Origin of the sequence: Neorhodopirellula pilleata, assembly GCF_007859915.1 — a bacterium.
Lineage (GTDB): Bacteria > Planctomycetota > Planctomycetia > Pirellulales > Pirellulaceae > Rhodopirellula > Rhodopirellula pilleata.
In genome coordinates, this window is record NZ_SJPM01000001.1 from 113,502 (window position 1) to 131,289 (window position 17,788).

The 17,788-nt window shown below is 57.1% G+C and carries 12 protein-coding genes; 9 read left to right on the forward strand and 3 right to left on the reverse strand.

Going from position 1 to position 17,788, the window contains the following annotated elements; translation table 11 throughout:
• Positions 1–224 precede the first annotated feature (224 nt).
• Together Pla100_RS00380 and Pla100_RS00385 are read left to right on the forward strand one after the other, a co-directional pair.
• Entirely contained in the window at positions 225–440 is a 216-nt protein-coding gene (locus Pla100_RS00380) for a hypothetical protein (RefSeq protein WP_146575736.1), read from the forward strand.
• A 94-nt stretch (positions 441–534) separates the two neighbouring features.
• Positions 535–1,797, forward strand: a complete 1,263-nt coding sequence (locus Pla100_RS00385; protein WP_146575737.1) for a DUF1559 domain-containing protein — start codon at positions 535–537, stop codon at positions 1,795–1,797.
• Between the two features lie 174 nt (positions 1,798–1,971).
• On the opposite strand, the gene Pla100_RS00390 is transcribed toward Pla100_RS00385, so the two are convergent.
• The 3 genes from Pla100_RS00390 to ilvB all read right to left on the reverse strand — a co-directional run bounded on the left by Pla100_RS00390 (position 1,972) and on the right by ilvB (position 5,881).
• Positions 1,972–2,901, reverse strand: coding sequence for a serine/threonine protein kinase (locus Pla100_RS00390; protein ID WP_231602493.1), 930 nt, complete (start codon positions 2,899–2,901; stop codon positions 1,972–1,974).
• Positions 2,902–3,149: 248 nt separating this feature from the next.
• A complete protein-coding gene (accD, locus tag Pla100_RS00395; protein ID WP_261344772.1) occupies positions 3,150–4,049 on the reverse strand; it encodes an acetyl-CoA carboxylase, carboxyltransferase subunit beta in 900 nt (299 codons plus the stop codon).
• A 50-nt stretch (positions 4,050–4,099) separates the two neighbouring features.
• Positions 4,100–5,881, reverse strand: a complete 1,782-nt coding sequence (gene ilvB, locus Pla100_RS00400) for a biosynthetic-type acetolactate synthase large subunit (protein ID WP_146575738.1) — start codon at positions 5,879–5,881, stop codon at positions 4,100–4,102.
• A gap of 145 nt (positions 5,882–6,026) precedes the next feature.
• Here ilvB and Pla100_RS00405 point away from each other — a divergent pair, with 145 nt between their 5' ends.
• The 7 genes from Pla100_RS00405 to Pla100_RS00435 all read left to right on the forward strand — a co-directional run bounded on the left by Pla100_RS00405 (position 6,027) and on the right by Pla100_RS00435 (position 17,560).
• Positions 6,027–6,470: a fluoride efflux transporter FluC gene (locus Pla100_RS00405; protein ID WP_146575739.1), complete on the forward strand. Its 444-nt coding sequence runs from the start codon at positions 6,027–6,029 to the stop codon at positions 6,468–6,470.
• Positions 6,419–9,205, forward strand: coding sequence for a DOMON domain-containing protein (locus Pla100_RS00410; protein WP_146575740.1), 2,787 nt, complete (start codon positions 6,419–6,421; stop codon positions 9,203–9,205). The genes Pla100_RS00405 and Pla100_RS00410 overlap by 52 nt, the downstream gene beginning before the upstream one ends.
• Positions 9,206–9,974: 769 nt before the next feature.
• Complete coding sequence (locus Pla100_RS00415) at positions 9,975–11,441, forward strand: CREC-EF hand family protein (RefSeq protein ID WP_146575741.1); 1,467 nt, start codon at positions 9,975–9,977, stop codon at positions 11,439–11,441.
• Between the two features lie 174 nt (positions 11,442–11,615).
• Positions 11,616–12,965: a Gfo/Idh/MocA family protein gene (locus Pla100_RS00420; protein WP_146575742.1), complete on the forward strand. Its 1,350-nt coding sequence runs from the start codon at positions 11,616–11,618 to the stop codon at positions 12,963–12,965.
• A gap of 229 nt (positions 12,966–13,194) precedes the next feature.
• A complete protein-coding gene (locus Pla100_RS00425; protein WP_146575743.1) occupies positions 13,195–14,079 on the forward strand; it encodes a sugar phosphate isomerase/epimerase family protein in 885 nt (294 codons plus the stop codon).
• Positions 14,080–14,264: 185 nt separating this feature from the next.
• A complete protein-coding gene (locus Pla100_RS00430) occupies positions 14,265–14,837 on the forward strand; it encodes an RNA polymerase sigma factor (protein WP_197167604.1) in 573 nt (190 codons plus the stop codon).
• A 101-nt stretch (positions 14,838–14,938) separates the two neighbouring features.
• Positions 14,939–17,560, forward strand: coding sequence for a serine/threonine-protein kinase (locus tag Pla100_RS00435; protein WP_146575745.1), 2,622 nt, complete (start codon positions 14,939–14,941; stop codon positions 17,558–17,560).
• Positions 17,561–17,788: the final 228 nt, after the last annotated feature.

Below are 17,788 nucleotides of genomic sequence, written 5' to 3' on the forward strand. Positions count from 1 at the left end.
GAGGGGGGGGGGGGGGGGGAGGCGACGAAATTGCCGGAAAATGCGGATAGTGGTTCCATCTTGGCCCGTGTGGTTATCTGTGTTATCTTAGAGGTCCTGTGCCGTCAGCGGGCAAGAACCCATCTTTCCAATTATTGGAGCGTAGCCGTCCGCGCTAACAGGCATCCATGCTTTTTGGGGACTGATTCCCGTCTCTTTGTTTCGCTTCAAGGGAAGTTAACCACATGCGATTTTCTTGTTCATCTGTATCGTCAGAAAAACGATTCTTCAATTCCGCTGCGGGGATGATCTTGTTGATCGTGTTCGCGGTATTGCCCGGGTGTGGCGGCGACGGTCCATCGTCGGCTGGGACAGACGAGATTTCCGAGTATGCCAGTAGCCAAACCGAGACCTTCGATAGCGGCGCGCAGCTTGGCCAGAGTGACAGTCTCGCTGAATGAATCCAGTGGGGCCTTAGTTCATGAGCCGCTAAAGCCCGACTAATCAAAATGGCTCAGCCGTATTAATCAACGATCGAATCGGAGAAGTTATCAAATGATTACGAGTCAGCGAAATCGGGCGTTCACGCTCGTCGAACTTTTGGTGGTGATTGCCATCATCGGTGTCTTGGTGGGGCTGTTGCTGCCCGCTGTTCAGGCCGCTCGCGAAGCAGCTCGGCGAATGAGTTGCAGTAATAATTTTAAGCAAATCGGTCTTGCCCTTCATAACTATCATGCCGCTTACAACATGTTGCCTGCTCATTCGGCGGGTACGACCAACGAAGGAAACTCAGGAACACCTAATCCAGCTTTGCGTGCCAATGGCGGTGGTGGCCACAATCGAAATGAATTGAGTTGGCTTCCGGGGTTAACCCCGTTCTTCGAACAGCAAGCAATTTGGGAGCAAATCAGCAATCCGATGGATTCAAATGGCGACGGCATTATCGACTTCCAGGCGATGGGGCCGGATCCGAGAATCAATGTTTCCGATCACGGTATCGCTGGGAATCGCTATGAACCCTGGCTAACGAATATTCCGTCGCTTCGCTGCCCGAGCGATCCAGGCACGGGACTGCCCGCGCAGGGACGGACCAACTACGGTGCCTGCTTGGGAGATTCGACGCACCATATGCATGTCGGGGCAGAAGATGACCGATCGGTTTCTCCATCTACTGGATGGCATACCGCTGAACGTGCCGCTTGCCGAGGTGTCTTTGTTTCCAGCCGAAACACGGACTTCAGCGAGATTCTCGATGGCCTCGCCAACACGATCGCTGCCGGAGAGATCTGCACCGATTTGGGTGACCGTGACTCACGCACTTGGCCAGCAGACGCGCCAGGCAGCATTATGGCGAGTTCAGGGAACCCGGCGGGACCTAACAACGCGTTAGAATGTCGGCCGATGTTGGACCCTCAGCGACCTCAGTTCTGGATCGCGGGAGCACCCTATGTGAATTCGCCTGGCGTCACAGGGCCCGACGTCGAAATGGCTCGTGGATATAAATGGGCGTACGGTCGCCCATTGTTTTCAGCCATGAACACGATCTTACCGCCCAACGCGGAGATCTGTATGCAGGGAAACCGGCACGATGAGGGTATTTTGCCGCCGAGCAGCCGTCACCAAGGCGGTGCCCATGTCTTGATGGCCGATGGTGCCGTGAAATTCATCACCGATTCCATCGAAGCAGGCAATTCAACCGCCCCTCCGGCGCGGCACGACGGATGGTGCCTGACTCCCGCTGGAACCCAAAGTCCTTACGGACTTTGGGGAGCGCTTGGAACTCGCGCAACCAAAGAGACGATCGACGAAGAATTCTAGTTCGTCGATAATGTAGGCTGGGTCGAAGCGATAGCGGAGACCCGGCAAGATCGGGCTATTGGCTATTGGCTATTGGCTATTGGCTATTGGCTATTGGCTAATTGCTAATTGCTAATTGCTAATTGCCGGGTGTTCGTCGCAGAGCCTCCTCCACCCAGCCTACGAGATACGAGCTTACGACGCGAATGCGGTTTCGACGTTTTTGGTGAGGTTTAAGAATTCATCGATCGAGGGCAAGCGATTGTCCACGTTGGGCTGGATCATTCGCGTGATCACGCGCGCCAGGCGTGGATCGATGTCATCGCGTTTCTCAAGGATGTCGGTCGGTTCTTCGGTGTCGTGTTGCAACGCAGCGCGGCCCGAGACGATCTCGCCTTGCCAAGGATGACTGAACGTCAATAGGCAATAGAACGTCACACCGAGTGAGAAGACGTCGACACGTTTGTCGGTGTGACGGCGACGAACGATCTCGGGCGACATGTACAACGGCGTGCCGGTGCGATTGCCCGGTTGCTGAAATGCGGGTGTCGCCGGGACGGTCAATCCGAAATCAATTAACTTGGCTCCCGTGACTGCCGTTTGGCCTTCGGCGGGCAGTTCGCAAATGAAGTTCCGTGGGCAGACGTCGCGGTGGATGAAACCCACCGAGTGCACATAAGCGAGCGCCTCGGCCATTTCACGCATCAACGTCATGTGCATCCCTTCGATTAATTCACCGCGTTTGCGGACGATCACGTCCTGTAAACTCGGTCCACGGATGTACTCCATCACGATGATCCGTTCGCCTTTGCTGGTGACGCCATGTTCGTAGGTCTTGACCACACGATCGTGATTCATCTGCAACGCGATCTCGCCTTCCATCGGTTTGTTCAGGCCCTTGAACCGGGCTTCGAACAACTCGAACTTCTCGGGGTCTAGGATCTTGACCCCGACGTCTTGTTTTCGCTCGATGTCATAGGCGACGAAGAAATTACTCATCGTCCCGGTTGCGGCGGTACGAGAGCGAGCGAAGCGCGCGTCAACGTCGATCTTTTTGAGCGACGTCCGTTTGCCACCGCCTTTCTTTCCGCCCCCCGACAGCATCCCGCGCAGGGAATCGAACAAACTCAAAATTCATTTCCCATCAAAAGAGGTAAGCACGTCTGGTGAAGTGATTCGGTTGATTAGCCGGTTTGGCGTTAGCGGGCTGTTGATTTAATCGTAACCCGAAGCGTCAGCGAGGGATCGAACGCCATCAATTCTCTTTTAAGTATCCCTCGCTCACGCTTCGGGTTTCGATGAGGACTAAATCAACAGCCCGCTAACGCCCAAACGGCTGATTCAGTTATGCGGAAAGATTTCACCAAACGTGTTTATTTGCCGCAATAGTCGATCACGCTAGCGATTTCGGTTTTCAAGTTTCGTCGAGGCACGATGCGATCGATGTAGCCGTGTTCGAGCAAAAACTCACTGGTTTGGAAACCTTCGGGCAATTCGATCCCGATGGTCGCCTTAATCGTTCGCGGCCCGGCGAATCCGATCAAGGCCTTCGGTTCGGCAAACACCAAATCTCCCAGCGAAGCGAAGCTCGCCGCGACGCCGCCCATCGTCGGGTTGGTCAGGACACTAATGAACAAACCACCGGCTTCGTGGTACCGGGCGAGCGCGGCGGAGACCTTGGCCATCTGCATCAGCGACAAGATGCCCTCGTGCATTCGGGCCCCGCCGCCGGAGGCGCTGATGATGATCAGCGCCAAATTTTGCTCGGTCGCCCGTTCGATCAATCGCGTCAGGCGTTCGCCCACGACACTGCCCATGCTGCCCATGATGAACGCGCTGTCGGTGACCGCGAAGGCAACCCGGCGGGCCCGGATCATACCGGTGCCGGTCAACACGGCGTCGGTCAATCCGGTCCGCTTTTGTTCGCCGACGAGTCGTTCGGCGTACGAACGACGGTCTTTGAATTCCAACGGATCGGTCGGTCGGAGTTGTTCGTTCATCGGCTCGAAGGTGCCCTCGTCGAGTACCTGCGCGACACGTTCCCAAGCGCTGACATAGAAGTGATGACTGCACTTCGGACACACGTTGAGTTGTTGTTGAACTTCCTTGCGATACAACGAAGCCCCGCAGCCGTCGCACTTGAGCCATAAGCCTTCGGGCACGCCGCGTTTGCGAGCGGATTGCTTGGCGTCTTCGGGCGAGGCGGCCGATTGAGCCGCCGGTTGGGCGGCGAGTTGAGCGGCAGATTCCACAGAAGTCAGTTTAACGTTCACGTGAGGAGAGTTCTCGGGAGCATGGCGACAGGCGTTGGACGGCCATGATGTTACGATAAAATCATGTCATCAACGGTCATCCCACCGGGGATCATCGGCAAAACATGCTCTTGGTAGGGTACTTCGACGTCCAACAGGAATGGCCCCTGGTAGTCGATCATTTCCTGCAACGCGCCTTCCAAATCGGCCTTGCGTTTGACCGTCGCCGCACCGCATCCGTAGCCCTTGGCGATCTGGACGAAGTTCGGATAGCGTTCGCTGGCGTATTCGAATCGGTCCGCCGTGCTGGGGCCTTTGGCCTCTTCGTGGCTTATCGGGCCGAGGTAGGTGTGAGCCCGGTTGCGACCCATGAAGCGGTCTTCCCACTGAACGACCATGCCGAGGTGTTGGTTGTTGAGCAAGAGCACCTTGACCGGTAACTCTTCACAAAAACACGTGGCGAGTTCTTGGATGTTCATTTGGAAACTGCCGTCGCCGTCGATGTCGATCACGAGGGCACCGGGGTGGGCCGCTTGGGCGCCCATCGCGGCCGGCAAACCGAATCCCATCGTGCCCAAACCGCTGCTGGACATGAACGTCCGTGGACGGCGGAACTTGAAGAACTGGGCCGCCCACATTTGGTGTTGGCCGACGCCGACGGAGACATAGGTTTCCCGATCGGCGGTCATCTTGCTGAGCGTCTCGATCGCGTGTTGTTGCAAAATTCCGTCGAACGATTTGTCGTACGTCAACGGGAACTTCGCCTTCAGCTCCGCACAATGCTTTTGCCATTCGCCGATCTCCGGCTTTTGGACGATCCGGTTCAGTTCCGTCATGACTTGCTTGACGTCACCGCGAACAGGGATGTGGGCTTGCTTGTTTTTGTTCAGTTCCGACGCATCGATGTCGACGTGGATGATCTTGGCGTCTTTGGCGAACGCCTCGACCTTGCCCGTGACGCGGTCGTCGAAACGGACGCCCAATGCGATCAACAGGTCACAATCCTTGACCGCGTAGTTCGCGTACGCCGCTCCGTGCATGCCCAGCCAGTCGAGGGAATGGGGGTTTTCCGGTTCGACGGCACCGATGCCCATGATCGTCGTCACGGTCGGGATGCCGGTTTTCGAGATCAAGGTCCGCAGCTCTTCGCTCGCGTCGCCCAAGATCACACCACCCCCGGCGTAGATCACCGGACGGCGGGCCATTTTGATCGCGGCGGCGATTTGGCGGATCGTTTCGGGCGCGACGACCGGTGGTGCCGGATCGTAGCCCGGCAGATCCATCGGCGGGTCCAAGTCGTTTGGCATTTCGTCCATTTGGACGTCTTTGGGCATGTCGATCAAAACCGGCCCGGGGCGTCCGCTCATCGCGATGTGAAACGCCTCCTTCATCACCCGAGGCAGGTCCTTGATGTCGGTCACGAGGTAATGATGTTTGGTGATTCCGCGGCAGATTTCGACCATCGGCGTCTCTTGGAACGCGTCGCTGCCGATCGCCTTGGTCGGCACTTGGCCGGTGATGCAGATCATCGGGATGCTGTCGAGTTTCGCGTCGGCGATCGCCGTCACCAGGTTCGTCGCGCCGGGGCCGCTGGTCGCCATCACGACGCCGATCTTGCCCGTGCTGCGGTTGTAACCTTGTGCGGCGAAGGCACCCCCTTGTTCGTGTCGCGGCAGGATCGTGCGGATCGAATCGCCGAACCGCGTCAGCGCCTGGTGCATCGGCATGCTGCAACCGCCGGGGTAAGCGAAAAGTACTTCCACGCCATGGTCGACCAAGGATTTGACCAGGATATCGGCTCCGTTCATCACGTGCGGCGCGGCGGCTTGGGACGTGCTCGAAGCTGTACTCATCAGCGTTTCTTTCGAAAGAAAAGGGGAACGGTGGCGGCGGTCAAGGAAATGGACCTTGCCGTGGCGCGCGGAAACTTAGGATTCTGGACCCCTCAACGTAAATTCCACACGGCAAACTGACAATGGCGAAAAAAAGGAACTGCTCATGATCGGCTGGCCGACCCAGATCCTCGCGGTGGCCATCGGAGGCGCCCTGGGGGCGTTGTCTCGCTACGGATTGACGGTGTTATGCACACAAACCAGCGTTTCTCGGGGGATTTCCGGCCTCAGTGCCCTCGTAGGCGGAGGACCAAGTTTTGCCACGACGCTCGCTAATTTAATCGGATGTTTACTCTTGGGGATCGTCTATCAATGGAGCGAAAGTGTGGCCGCGATGGCCCAGACCCCGCTCAACCCGAAGTTGCTGCTGGCGATTCGAGTCGGTTTCCTGGGAAGCCTGACCACGTTCAGCACCCTTATCGGCGACTGCGCGGTACTCGGAAACGAAGGCCGAACCGGCGTCAGCTTGACGTTATTGAGCGTCAACCTGATCGCCGGATGGGGACTTTTCTTGCTGGCGATTTGGGTGGTCCGGGGGGTGATGTCGTGACGCGTGGTTTCTTCTCAAGCGGATGGTTTCTAGCGTTGCTCGGCATTTTCGTCCTTGGAATCTCGGTCGGCGGTTCGGTTTTGTCGGCCGCGAACCCCGATCCCTTCGATTTAGCCAGCATCAATCTGCAGCCAATTTATCTTTCATCCTCGAACTGCCGTCCCGCCGCGACGTTGCACGCCGTGGCGACCTCCCGCGATCCTTCCGCCGCGGTTTCCATCGCGGTGGGCGACGGGGGCACGATCCTGCGGTCGACCGACGGCGGTCAAACGTGGAACCCGATCGACCGCATGACGCCGTTGGCCGAAACGCCCGGCGAACACGCGGGCCAACTGCCTTTTGGTGCCAGGCAACCGCAGCGTTTTGGTGCCAAACAACCGACTCGGCGTTTCTCCGCCATCCCGTTGTGGCACTTTTACGACGTCGCGTGGTTGTCGTCCCTCGATGTGATGATTGTTGGCGGTGCGTTCGAGCCGGTAACCGGGATTAGCCGTGGAGTGTGTTTGATCAGCGATGATGCCGGCGAAACGTGGTCGATGGGAAACGCTCACGAACTTCCACGGCTCAAAAAGATCATTCGCCAACCAGGGCAACCGGTCGGAACCGTCGAAGCGATCGGCGACGCTAGCGAAGCGTCTGGGATCGATCGGTTCTTAAGTTATGACGCCGGTCGGAACTGGGTCGAAGCGAATACGTCCGGCCCGGAATTGCCGGTATCGGACGAAGCCGAAGGGCCGATTCGTGTCGGCCAGTACGGTCACATCTCGATTCACGGCCAAGGACAGCATCGCCAAGGACAGCATCGCCAAGGTCAGTGGCAAACCGTTCGTGGGAGCGGGCGTCACGCCGCCGTCGCCATCGTTGCCGCGTCGCCTTATTCGGTCGTCTGGTCGCTCGTCGGCCGGGAGTCGTTGCACGAGAACCGACGCGTGGTGATGGCTTTGGCCGATCACTCGTCAGATGCACGAGCGGCCGATCGAGTGGCCGACGCCGCCAAGCTAATCGGGGTCGGTGTTTGCGACCACCTTCGTTCAGCCGATTCCGCCGAGGCACATCAATGGTTGGTTCGACATCGTCCCGCCGTCGTCGTGTTGGACGACAAACTCCCCGACGACCAATATCAAGCTTGGATGGCGGCGATCGAACGAACCCGGCAAGCCTCGTCAAGCGAAAGCGTATTTCCACAACGCGTACTCGTCTCACGCATCTCCAGTGGCGATCCGTCGACGTCGCGGCATCCTTCGATTTGGAAACGTTCTTCGGTTCTTCGTGCTGACGCATTGCTGACTGGGCCGGGGACGCTAGCCGGGGATTTCGCAATCGACGCTTGGACGATCGCCGCGCCCGGTTGCCCGACGCCGGCGAGCGTGGAAGTCGCCACACTCGACGACGTCTCCGGGACGGTGCGCCGCGACATCGCTTTGACCGCCGGTTTAGCGCTCGACGAAGGCCAAACGAGAATCGACGACGAAGTTTACGTCGCTGCGAATCGACGGCTGCAGATCGCCACGGCGAGGATTTCGCAGACGGCGAACCTGCAAAATCAGCTTTCCGCTCTAATCGAACGGGGATCCAAGCAAGATCAATCCGCCATCAATACGTTGATCCAAAACGCATTGGCGGTTACCGCATCGGAGGACCGGACACGCCTACTGTGGGGGCAAATGACCCAAGTGATGCGAATCCGGAACGCCACCGATGTCGGCGAACTTCCCGGGTTTTCGGCCGTTCGCGATGGCTTGTTGGAACAACTCAGTCAACACGCTTCACCGGCGTCCGTTCGACGGTGGGCCGATTGGATGCGCGAGATGTTCGCGACGCCGTTGCAGCCGATCGCTGCCGCCGAGATCCCCAAGCTGACTCGGGTGCCCGATACCAATACCGAGCCCGCAGCGACGCGCGTGGCTTCGTCGTCTCGCTTGCTCTCGCCATTTCAAATCGCACCGGTCGGGTATGACTCGCCGTCGGAAAGCTCGTCGCTCAATTCGGTCTCGCCGACATCGATTCTGGTCCCACAAACCAAGCCGACCGTTTGGCAATCGTCCAGAGGAATTCACGGCAGCTTGGTTTCGCCGAAATCGATCTCGCCATCATCGGATCACCCGCAATCGTCGGATTCGGCACCGCCCCAAATCATCCAACGCGTCAATTGGGACTTTCACCCGGTCGTGATGGCGGGCCGAAACATCGACCTCGCCGATCAGAACGTCGCCGCCGCCCGCACCTCCGGCGAGCCTTCCTCCTCAGGATCGCCGTTTGTCCCGATCTCCGCCCATCGGCCGATCCTCGACGGGGAATTCGACGATGTGTGTTGGAGGAATGGCTTAGTCCTTCGAGACGATCGGCAAGTGGCGAAGATTGCCCGAGATGCCGAGTACTGGTATTTCGCGATCACTCGCCCGCCGTCGACCGGGATTCGTTTGCAGCTCGATTGCGAAGGGAACTACGTGAAGCCAATCGAGTTCCAGGTCGATCCGTCGGGAAATCGTCGTGTCACGAGCGAAAATGGACGGGTGCGGGACGCACGATGGTATGTCGCCAGTTCCTCCTCGGCGACCGGCAACGGCCTTCCGGCTCGCGATCAACGAACCGAGATCGCGATCAACCGGTCGGATCTTCCCGCCAGGGTTCATCGGATCGCCGTGGAATCCGCCGCGCCGAGCAAGCCGCCAATTTGGCGCGCGATGCCCGACCCCAAGAGATGGTTGCCTGTGACACCGAACGGATCGAATTGATCAACTCGTGCTTCATGAAGACGTGCCCGACAAAAGTCTAAGTAAGCTGAATACGGGCTCAATGGTAACCCGCAGCGTGAGCGAGGGATGGGCAGGACCAACCTGAAAGGTGCCACCCACCGTTCGCTGCTTGTACTCGAAACACGCTGCCGATTACGAGCACCGCCGAAGGCTGAGCACTCTTTCTCCTACACAAGTCATTATGTATCGCTCCCCTGCCAGCTCGTCTGGCAGGAAGCCGAGGTGCGGAAGGTGCCACCCACCGTTCGCTGCTTGTGCTCGAAACACGCTGCCGATTACGAGCACCGCCGAAGGCTGAGCACTCTTTCTCCTACACAAGTCATTATGTATCGCTCCCCTGCCAGCTCGTCTGGCAGGAAGCCGAGGTTGGCAAGCTAGACACAAGCCGCTATTTGCGCAAACCACCGAGTTTCACTTGTGCTCGCCGCTTGAAGCGGCGAGCACAAGTGAAACTCGGTGGACTGGAAGGGCGTCGGTGTCTAGCTTGCGAACCTTATTCACCCACGAGACGAGCTCGTGGGGGTCAAAAAAGGTGTGGTATGAAAGGTGCCACCCACCTTTCGCGGATCGGAGGGCGGTTCGCTATTGGGCCTGAACACCACGGCCGGTACCACAAAATGGTTATTTGTTCGTACTGTTTTCAAAACCCCAGCGTTCTGATGGGGTTTGAACTAATCTGAGCCTGCAACTGACTACCAATCCAACGGACCGACCAGTGTTGAGAACCTGCCTACTGACCCTTTTTGTGATGTCGGCTTCGATCGTCGTCGCCCAGCCTCCTGGCGGTGGTTTCGGTGAACGAGGCGGCTTCGGTGGCGATCGGGGTGGTTTTGGCGAACGCGGCGGCTCCGGCGAACGCGGCGGTTCTGGAGAACGAGGTGGCTCGGGTGAACGCGGCGGATTCGGAGGACGCGGCGGTTTCGGCGGGCCTCCCGGCGGCGGGCCTCCCGGCGGTGGCTTTGATCCTTCGGGATTTTTGTCTCGGTTGGATCGCGACGGTGACGGCAAGCTGAGCCCGGACGAACAAGAAGGGCCGGCGGGATTCATGATCCGCCGGCTCGAGTCGATCGACCCAAAAATCAAAGCCGGATCGACGATCTCCGTCAAGCGAATCACCGAAGCTTTCGAAAAGATGCGGGGCGGCGGGGGAGGTGATTCCGATCGCGATGGGCGTGGCGACGACGGCGGGCGTTCCCGAGGCGGCGATGACTCGATGGAGATCGAGCCGCTCGTGCCCGGTTTCGGCGTCGACGAGCCCGTCATGCCGGTCCTCGGGTTCGGGCCGACGGCGGAAATTAACTCGGTCCCGGCGAGCGAAGCCGACCGAAACGAGGCGAATGAAGTCTTGAGACGTTATGACCGCAATCAAGACAAAATGCTCGATAAAGAAGAAATCAGCCGCGGTCGGTTTTGGGGAAATCCTATGGATTTCGATCGCAATTCCGACGGCAAGTTGTCGGCCGATGAGTTGGCAACACGACAAGCCGTCCGCCGCAGTCGCGAATCGTCAGACGACTCGGATCGTCGCAAGGACGCTCGGCGAGGCGGTCAGGAAGAGGAACGCAAGCCCGTAACCCAAGATTTCGAAGGCCGTCGCTCGTACCGGGTCTACGCCGCGGCGACGCCTGAAGGCATGCCGAGCTTCTACGGGGAGCGGGATCTCAACGGTGACGGGCAGGTTTCGATGAGCGAATACACATCGGCTTGGACTGACGCCTTGGTCGCCGAATTTTACAATTGGGATCAAAACAAGGATGGCGTCATTACCGCAGCGGAAGTCCAAGACGGCGTTAATCGGGGCTTGGTTGCCAGCAACGCTCCACGCGGCGTTGCCATGGCTGCGTCATCGGGAGCCTCAAGGTCAAGCAACACCTCGCCTTCAACGGACGGTTCGTCGTCTTCAAACAATGCCTTGTCTTCAAACAGTGCCTCGTCTTCAAGCAATGCATCGATGTCGCCCGCTAAGAATCCAGGCGATTCCGCTGGCGATACCAGTTCCACTGTTTCCGCCGGAGGTGCTGCCCCGAGCGAAAAGATGATCAGCTACGCCCGCAACATTATCGAGCGTTACGACCAAAACAAGGACGGTGCACTCACCGCCCAGGAATGGGCAGACATGCTACTCTCGCCGGCCGCAGCGGATGGCGACGGCGATGGCCGCGTCACCGTGCTCGAGTACGCCGTTCACATGGAAGCAAAACGCAAGCGGAAATAAGAAATCCTGGAATTGGCTCACCCTCCACCCGAGGGAACGGCTGTTTTGTGACGTACTTTCGGTTACAATCGCCCCTTCAACTTTAATCGAAAGTGGTTCCAAGACGCCTTAGCGTTTGATCTGGCTCCGCTCCCACCTTGGCTCCGAGATCCCTCCCACCCCTTTGGAAACAACATGGAAAACGCACAACCTTCCCAATCCAAGCTCATTCTTCCAGCTTCGTCCGCGTCGCGGCGGACGTTTCTGAAAGGGTCGTCGGTTCTGGCTGGAACGGCTTTGAGCACCGTCGCCATTCCTCACGTTCATGCGGCAAGCGACGACACGATCCGCTTTGCCGTGATCGGCTGCGGAGGTCGCGGTTCAGGGGCCGCAGACAACATCATGAAGACCAAAGGCAATGTCAAAATGGTTGCCGTCGCCGATGCGTTTGAATCCAAGGCACAATACGCCGTCAAACGATTGGCCAGCACTCACGGCGACAAAGTCGACGTTCCCGAGGACCAAGTGTTCTCCGGTTTGGACGCTTACAAGCAAGCGATCGACGTCGAATGCGACCTGGTCGTGATCGCGACACCGCCCGGGTTCAAGCCGCAACAGTTTGAATACGCGGTCAACAAAGGTCGCCACATCTTCATGGAAAAACCCGTCGCTTCGGACGCCACCGGGGTGAAACGTGTGCTCAAGTCTGTCGAAGATTCCAAGAAGAAAAACTTGATGGTCGGCATCGGTTTGCAACGCCGTCACGAACCCCAGTACATCGAAACGATCCAGCGGATTCACGACGGTGCGATCGGCGACGTGATCTCGCAACAGGTTTACTGGAACGGCAATGGCATTTGGTATCGCAACCGCGAACCTGGTCAAACCGAAATGGCTTTCCAAACCAACAACTGGTACCACTTCAACTGGCTCTCGGGCGATCAGATCTGCGAGCAACACATCCACAACCTCGACGTCGGTTGCTGGGTCAAAGGATCCTACCCGGTCGAGTGCAACGGCATGGGTGGCCACGAGCAACGCGAAGCGGGCGACGGATCGAAGTCACAGATTTTCGACCATACGTTCTGTGAATACACCTTCGCCGACGGCACAAAGATGTTCAGCCAAGGTCGCCACCTCAAGGGCGGATGGAGCCACGTGGGTGAGTTCGCGCAAGGCACCAAAGGCACCGCCGATCCATCGGGCCGCATCTTCGGTGAAAACGCTTGGAAGTACGGCGGCGAAAAGAGTCGTGGCAACGTCAACGGCCACCAACAAGAACAGCATGACTTGATCGAAGCCTTGATGCGTGGGGAAACCTACAACGAAGGCGAGTATGGTGCGCATTCGACGTTCTGCGCGATCCTTGGTCGTGAAGCTTGCTATTCCGGCAAGGTCATCAAGTGGGACGAACTACTCGAGAAGGGTCGCGAACTTGCACCCGGCATCGACGATTACACGATCGATTCGGTTCCACCAGTGGTCCCAGGCGAAGACGGCAAGTACCCAATCCCCGTTCCCGGCCAGTACAGCCCGTTCGCATAATCACGCGATTATCCATTACTGAAATCGGCAAGCGGTAAGGCGAAAGCCTTACCGCTTTTTTCGCATCATGATCCCCCTCCAAGCCGATCGGGAGAATGATGAACGAATGATGGAAGACTGGTTCGCGAACAGGTCGCCGCACTAACACGCTCAGGCAACTGTCGGTTAGGTTATGCAGGCGGCCTGTCATCTTCCACGTCATGCTTTTATCAAACCGCGATCGCGAACCATGCCACCTCTCGCTGCCTTTCCCAAAGCGTTCATGCAAACTCTTTGTAAAGACGGTTCGATGAACGTGTCGGAATGGATTGAGTTGGGTTCCACCCTCGACGTTCAAGGTCTCGAATGGTACGCGGGTTTCATCGAAATGGAAGATGAATCGAACTGGAGTCGATTCCGCCGGGAGGTCGAAGACAACGGCCAAGTCATTCCGATGATGTGCTGTTCTCCTGACTTCACGCATCCTGACGAAAATTTTCGCAAGAAGGAAATAGCCAAGCAACATCGCTGGATCGATATGACGGCGGCGCTCGGTGGCCGTTATTGTCGCGTCCTCAGTGGCCAGCGGCGTCCGAGTTTAAGCATCGACGAAGGCGTCCGCCTGGCGGCCGAATCCATTCGCACGTGCCTGCCTTATGCAGCCGATCGCGGAATCACTTTAGTGATCGAAAATCATTACAAAGATGATTTTTGGGAGTATCCCGAGTTCGCGCAGAAGATGGATGTGTTCTGCCAATTGGTCGACCAGATCGATCACCCTCATTTCGGAGTCAACTACGATCCCAGCAACGCTTACTTGGCAGGCGAGGATCCGATCGAGTTGCTTCACAGAGTGTCTCATCGCGTCGTCACCATGCACGCGAGTGATCGCTATCTCATCGAAGGGACGTTAGAAGATTTGCGACGAGAGGAAGGAGGCTCGGTCGGATACGCCCGACGGCTCAGTCACGGCGAGATTGGTAAAGGCCTTAATGACTACGACGCGATCTTCACGGAACTGAAGCGGGTCGGTTTTGACGGCTGGATCAGCATCGAAGACGGCGTCGACGGCATGGATCAATTGGCGCGAAGCGTGACGTTCTTGAAAGGGAAGCTAGCCGAGTATTGGCAGTAGTAATCACCGGGAGTCTTGGCGACTTTCGCTACGGCCTCCACCCGAAGCTCATAACAAAAATCAACGATTTCACTTGAGAGATATACTGCCCCCCCACGCTCGATTACACTTTCCAAGGCGGCTAATGCTATTCACTTAATCGCGGAGTCAGAGCCTCAGAGATGGACTCGAATCAGAATATCGAAATGGGGTCCACTTCCACCTCACTGCTCGAACGAGTGAAGGCCAATGAACAGGATGCTTGGTGCCGCGTAACGGAGATTTACGGCCCGCTAATCTATTCTTGGTGTCGCCGATCTCGCCTCAGTCCGGAGGACTCCGCTGATTTAATGCAGGATGTTTTTCGATCGGTCGTGGTTCATATTTCATCGTTCGAGATGAATGTTGAAAACGGATCGTTTCGCGGTTGGCTGTGGACGATCACGCGAAACAAAATACGTGATCGGGTGAAAACCCGCTTGGGCAGAGCTCAAGGACAGGGTGGTGCCGATGCGCAAGAGTTCCTCAACCAAGTTGCCGAACAGGATTTCGGTGACCTGTCGTCTTCGTCGAATTCATTGCCCGACGGATTGGCGTATCGGGCCATGAATATCATTCGCAATGAAGTGCAGGAGTCCACTTGGATTGCATTTTGGCGAACGACGATTGATGACGTCGCGCCCGCTGTGGTAGCCGAGGAGCTTGGGATTTCAGTCCACAGCGTTTGGCAAGCCAAGTCGAGAGTTTTGCGTCGTGCTCGCCAATTATTGGAAATTTAAAGTTTCGTGTCAGCCGCGATCGTTGTAATCGGTAGCTAGTCGTTGCGTCCTGTGTTGGTGGCCAACGACGTTGTCTCCGATTCGTGTATCAGGACCCTGGCATGCTTCACAAGCACTGCCCCAACGCAGAACAACTCACCGATTATTCGCTCGGCCGCTTGGACGATGCGTCCTGCGAGTACTTGGACAATCATTTGTCAAGCTGCGCGGCGTGTCAGACGATTCTCACGTCAAGCAATCCGCTGGCCGACACCCTAGTTTCGCAGTTGAGGCAGGGCGTCCGTGCAGGCCAATTCGACCGCGAACCAGAATTGCTCGAAGCGATCGAGAGGCTGAACGAGCTGATTTCGTGCGATCAGACTTTGGTCGGCGAGTATTCCGTTGTTGTGCGATGTGATGATTCGGTCGAGCGAATCGGCCCCTATCGGATTCTCAGCGTTCTCGGCAAAGGGGGAATGGGGCAGGTCTATCTAGCCGAGCATTCGCGATTGGAGATGACGGTAGCGGTGAAGGTGCTGGCCGATCATCTGACCGGGAACTCCAACGCGATCAATCGATTCGATCGAGAGATGAAGGCGGTCGGTCGCCTCAGCCATCCCAATATCGTCCGCGCCACCGATGCGGGTGAACACGATGGCAAACACTATCTGGCGATGGAGTTTGTGGATGGACATGACCTGAGCCAGATTTTGCGAGCGTGTGGAAGGTTGCGAATCGGTGATGCTTGTGAAGCGGTGCGGCAGGCCGCCGTTGGAATCCAACATGCCCACGAGAATGGATTGATTCATCGCGACTTGAAACCATCGAACTTGATGGTGACCAAGAAAGGGCAAATCAAGATTCTGGATTTGGGACTCGCTCGACTGCACTCGAGCGACACGGAAGGCCTGACTTCCGATTTCCAAATCATGGGAACGGCCGACTACATGGCGCCCGAGCAAGCGTTGAAAGCCCTGCAAGTCGACTCGCGTGTCGATGTTTATAGCCTTGGCTGTACGTTGTACGCGCTTCTATGTGGAATGCCACCGTTTGCGGGCGCGAAGTACGAAACATCGATCAGCAAGATCATGGCTCACGAACATGAACAGCCGGTGCCGTTGTTCTTGCGCCGCACCGACGTTCCGGCTGAACTGTCCGCAATTGTTGACCGAGCAATGGCGAAGTCGCCCGCGGATCGTTTTGCCACGGCGGATGACTTGGCAACTGCCTTGCTGCCTTTTTCGCGGGATTCGGCTTTGGCTTCGCTCGTGACATCGGTGACCGCTTCGCAATCCCTGCCTGGAGATACCAGTGACATCGGTCGACATTCGCTCGCGACCGTCACCATGGCGTCGCCGTTACCCACCAAGCCAACGATTCCGGCAGGACCCGGTAAACGGGTGTGGGTTGGCTTGGGTTTGATGCTCGTTGGACTGATGGCCGCAGCGGCGTTCGTGTTGCACTTCAGCTCTGGCAAAGGCGCGATTGTGGTCGAAATCCATGGCGATCAAATCAGTGCACAGATCGAAGGGGAGCGATTGGTCATTCAAGACATCGCGAAAGAGAACACTTACTATTTGTCGATCGAGGGTGACACAAGTTTGCAGCCATTAGCGTCAGGCGAGTACACGATCCAAGTGGAGAACGAGGCCACCGGGCTGCGACTGGAAACCGAGGAGTTCACCATATCACGGAATTCCGAAACGGTGGTGCGAGCATTCATTCAGCCGCCAACTGTCGTCGAACCATCGATGCCAGCTGTCGTCGAACCCTCGCAACCGGTGGAGCCCATCGCGGCAACCGAGCGAGCACTGGCGGAATGGGCTATCCATAACGGGGCCATCCTGGACATTTCCTTTGACAACCAAGGAGCCTTCGTCTCGACTCTTGACGAACTGCCTCCAGTTGAATTTCGAGTTGTCACGATCAACTTCACGCCGCAACTTGGTTTAACCGATGGCGACTGGAATCGACTGCGTCAATTCCAGTGGCTGGGTCGACTTGAGTTCCAAGATCCGAAAGATCTGGTCCGCCTAGTATCGGGAGTCGAGGGAATCGAAAGTGTTACCAACCTCAAACTGCGATATGATCAAACCCAACCTGAGCAGCTTCAGCAACTTGGCCGACTTACCCGTGTCCAGGACTTCGACATCGGTGGTCAGCTCGTGGGCGATTCGGAAGCCGAAATGCTTCGGGGGCTGAAGAAGGTCTTTCGCCTAACATTCTCCGGCAGGCAGGCAACTGACGCCAGCTTGGTTCCTTTGTCACAAATGCGACAACTGACGTTCCTGTCCTTGATCTTCACGAAAGTCACCGGCAGTGGTCTGGTTCATCTTGAGAATTTGCCGCATCTCGACTCTTTGCATTTGCCATACACACCGATCGACGACGCTGGACTGACAGACATTGCAAAGCTAAGGGAGTTGATCTGGCTCAATCTCGGTTTCACACAGATCGGTGACGAAGGACTGATACCGATCTCCGGTCTGACGAAGTTGGATAATCTGGACCTTGCTGAAACTCGTGTGACCGACCGCGGACTGGCTGCGCTCAGTTCGATTGCCAGCCTGAGAACACTGAATTTGGACGGCACTCGAATCACGGATGCCGCAGTTGATCAGCTCGCCAAATTCACGCAACTGACCACGCTTTCGCTCGGCAACCGATTATCCGCCGATGCACTTGAGCAACTTGGGACGCAACTTCCCAACTGCCAGATCAACTCGATACCGCGGGACGATTAGGAGTATCGACCCCGAACTGCAGAGCGGGGAATGTATGACTGCCGGTTTGCGGGCCTGTTGATTAAATCGTAACCCGAAGCGTGAGCGAGGGATTCAACGCCATTAAATCCTCTTTAGATATCCCTCGCTCACGCTTCGGGTTACGACGCAAACAAAATCAACACGCCGTTTGACGCGAAACAACAACACATAAACCAATGCAGACCAACCCATGTTCTGCCGAAGAAA

Bases quoted from the DNA above. Each gene is read 5' to 3' on its own strand.
- Pla100_RS00380 (WP_146575736.1), top strand. From the start codon at position 225: ATGCGATTTTCTTGTTCATCTGTATCGTCAGAAAAACGATTCTTCAAT.
- Pla100_RS00385 (WP_146575737.1), top strand. From the start codon at position 535: ATGATTACGAGTCAGCGAAATCGGGCGTTCACGCTCGTCGAACTTTTG.
- ilvB (WP_146575738.1), bottom strand. From the start codon at position 5,881: ATGAGTACAGCTTCGAGCACGTCCCAAGCCGCCGCGCCGCACGTGATG.
- Pla100_RS00405 (WP_146575739.1), top strand. From the start codon at position 6,027: ATGATCGGCTGGCCGACCCAGATCCTCGCGGTGGCCATCGGAGGCGCC.
- Pla100_RS00410 (WP_146575740.1), top strand. From the start codon at position 6,419: ATGGGGACTTTTCTTGCTGGCGATTTGGGTGGTCCGGGGGGTGATGTC.
- Pla100_RS00415 (WP_146575741.1), top strand. From the start codon at position 9,975: ATGTCGGCTTCGATCGTCGTCGCCCAGCCTCCTGGCGGTGGTTTCGGT.
- Pla100_RS00420 (WP_146575742.1), top strand. From the start codon at position 11,616: ATGGAAAACGCACAACCTTCCCAATCCAAGCTCATTCTTCCAGCTTCG.
- Pla100_RS00425 (WP_146575743.1), top strand. From the start codon at position 13,195: ATGCCACCTCTCGCTGCCTTTCCCAAAGCGTTCATGCAAACTCTTTGT.
- Pla100_RS00430 (WP_197167604.1), top strand. From the start codon at position 14,265: ATGGGGTCCACTTCCACCTCACTGCTCGAACGAGTGAAGGCCAATGAA.
- Pla100_RS00435 (WP_146575745.1), top strand. From the start codon at position 14,939: ATGCTTCACAAGCACTGCCCCAACGCAGAACAACTCACCGATTATTCG.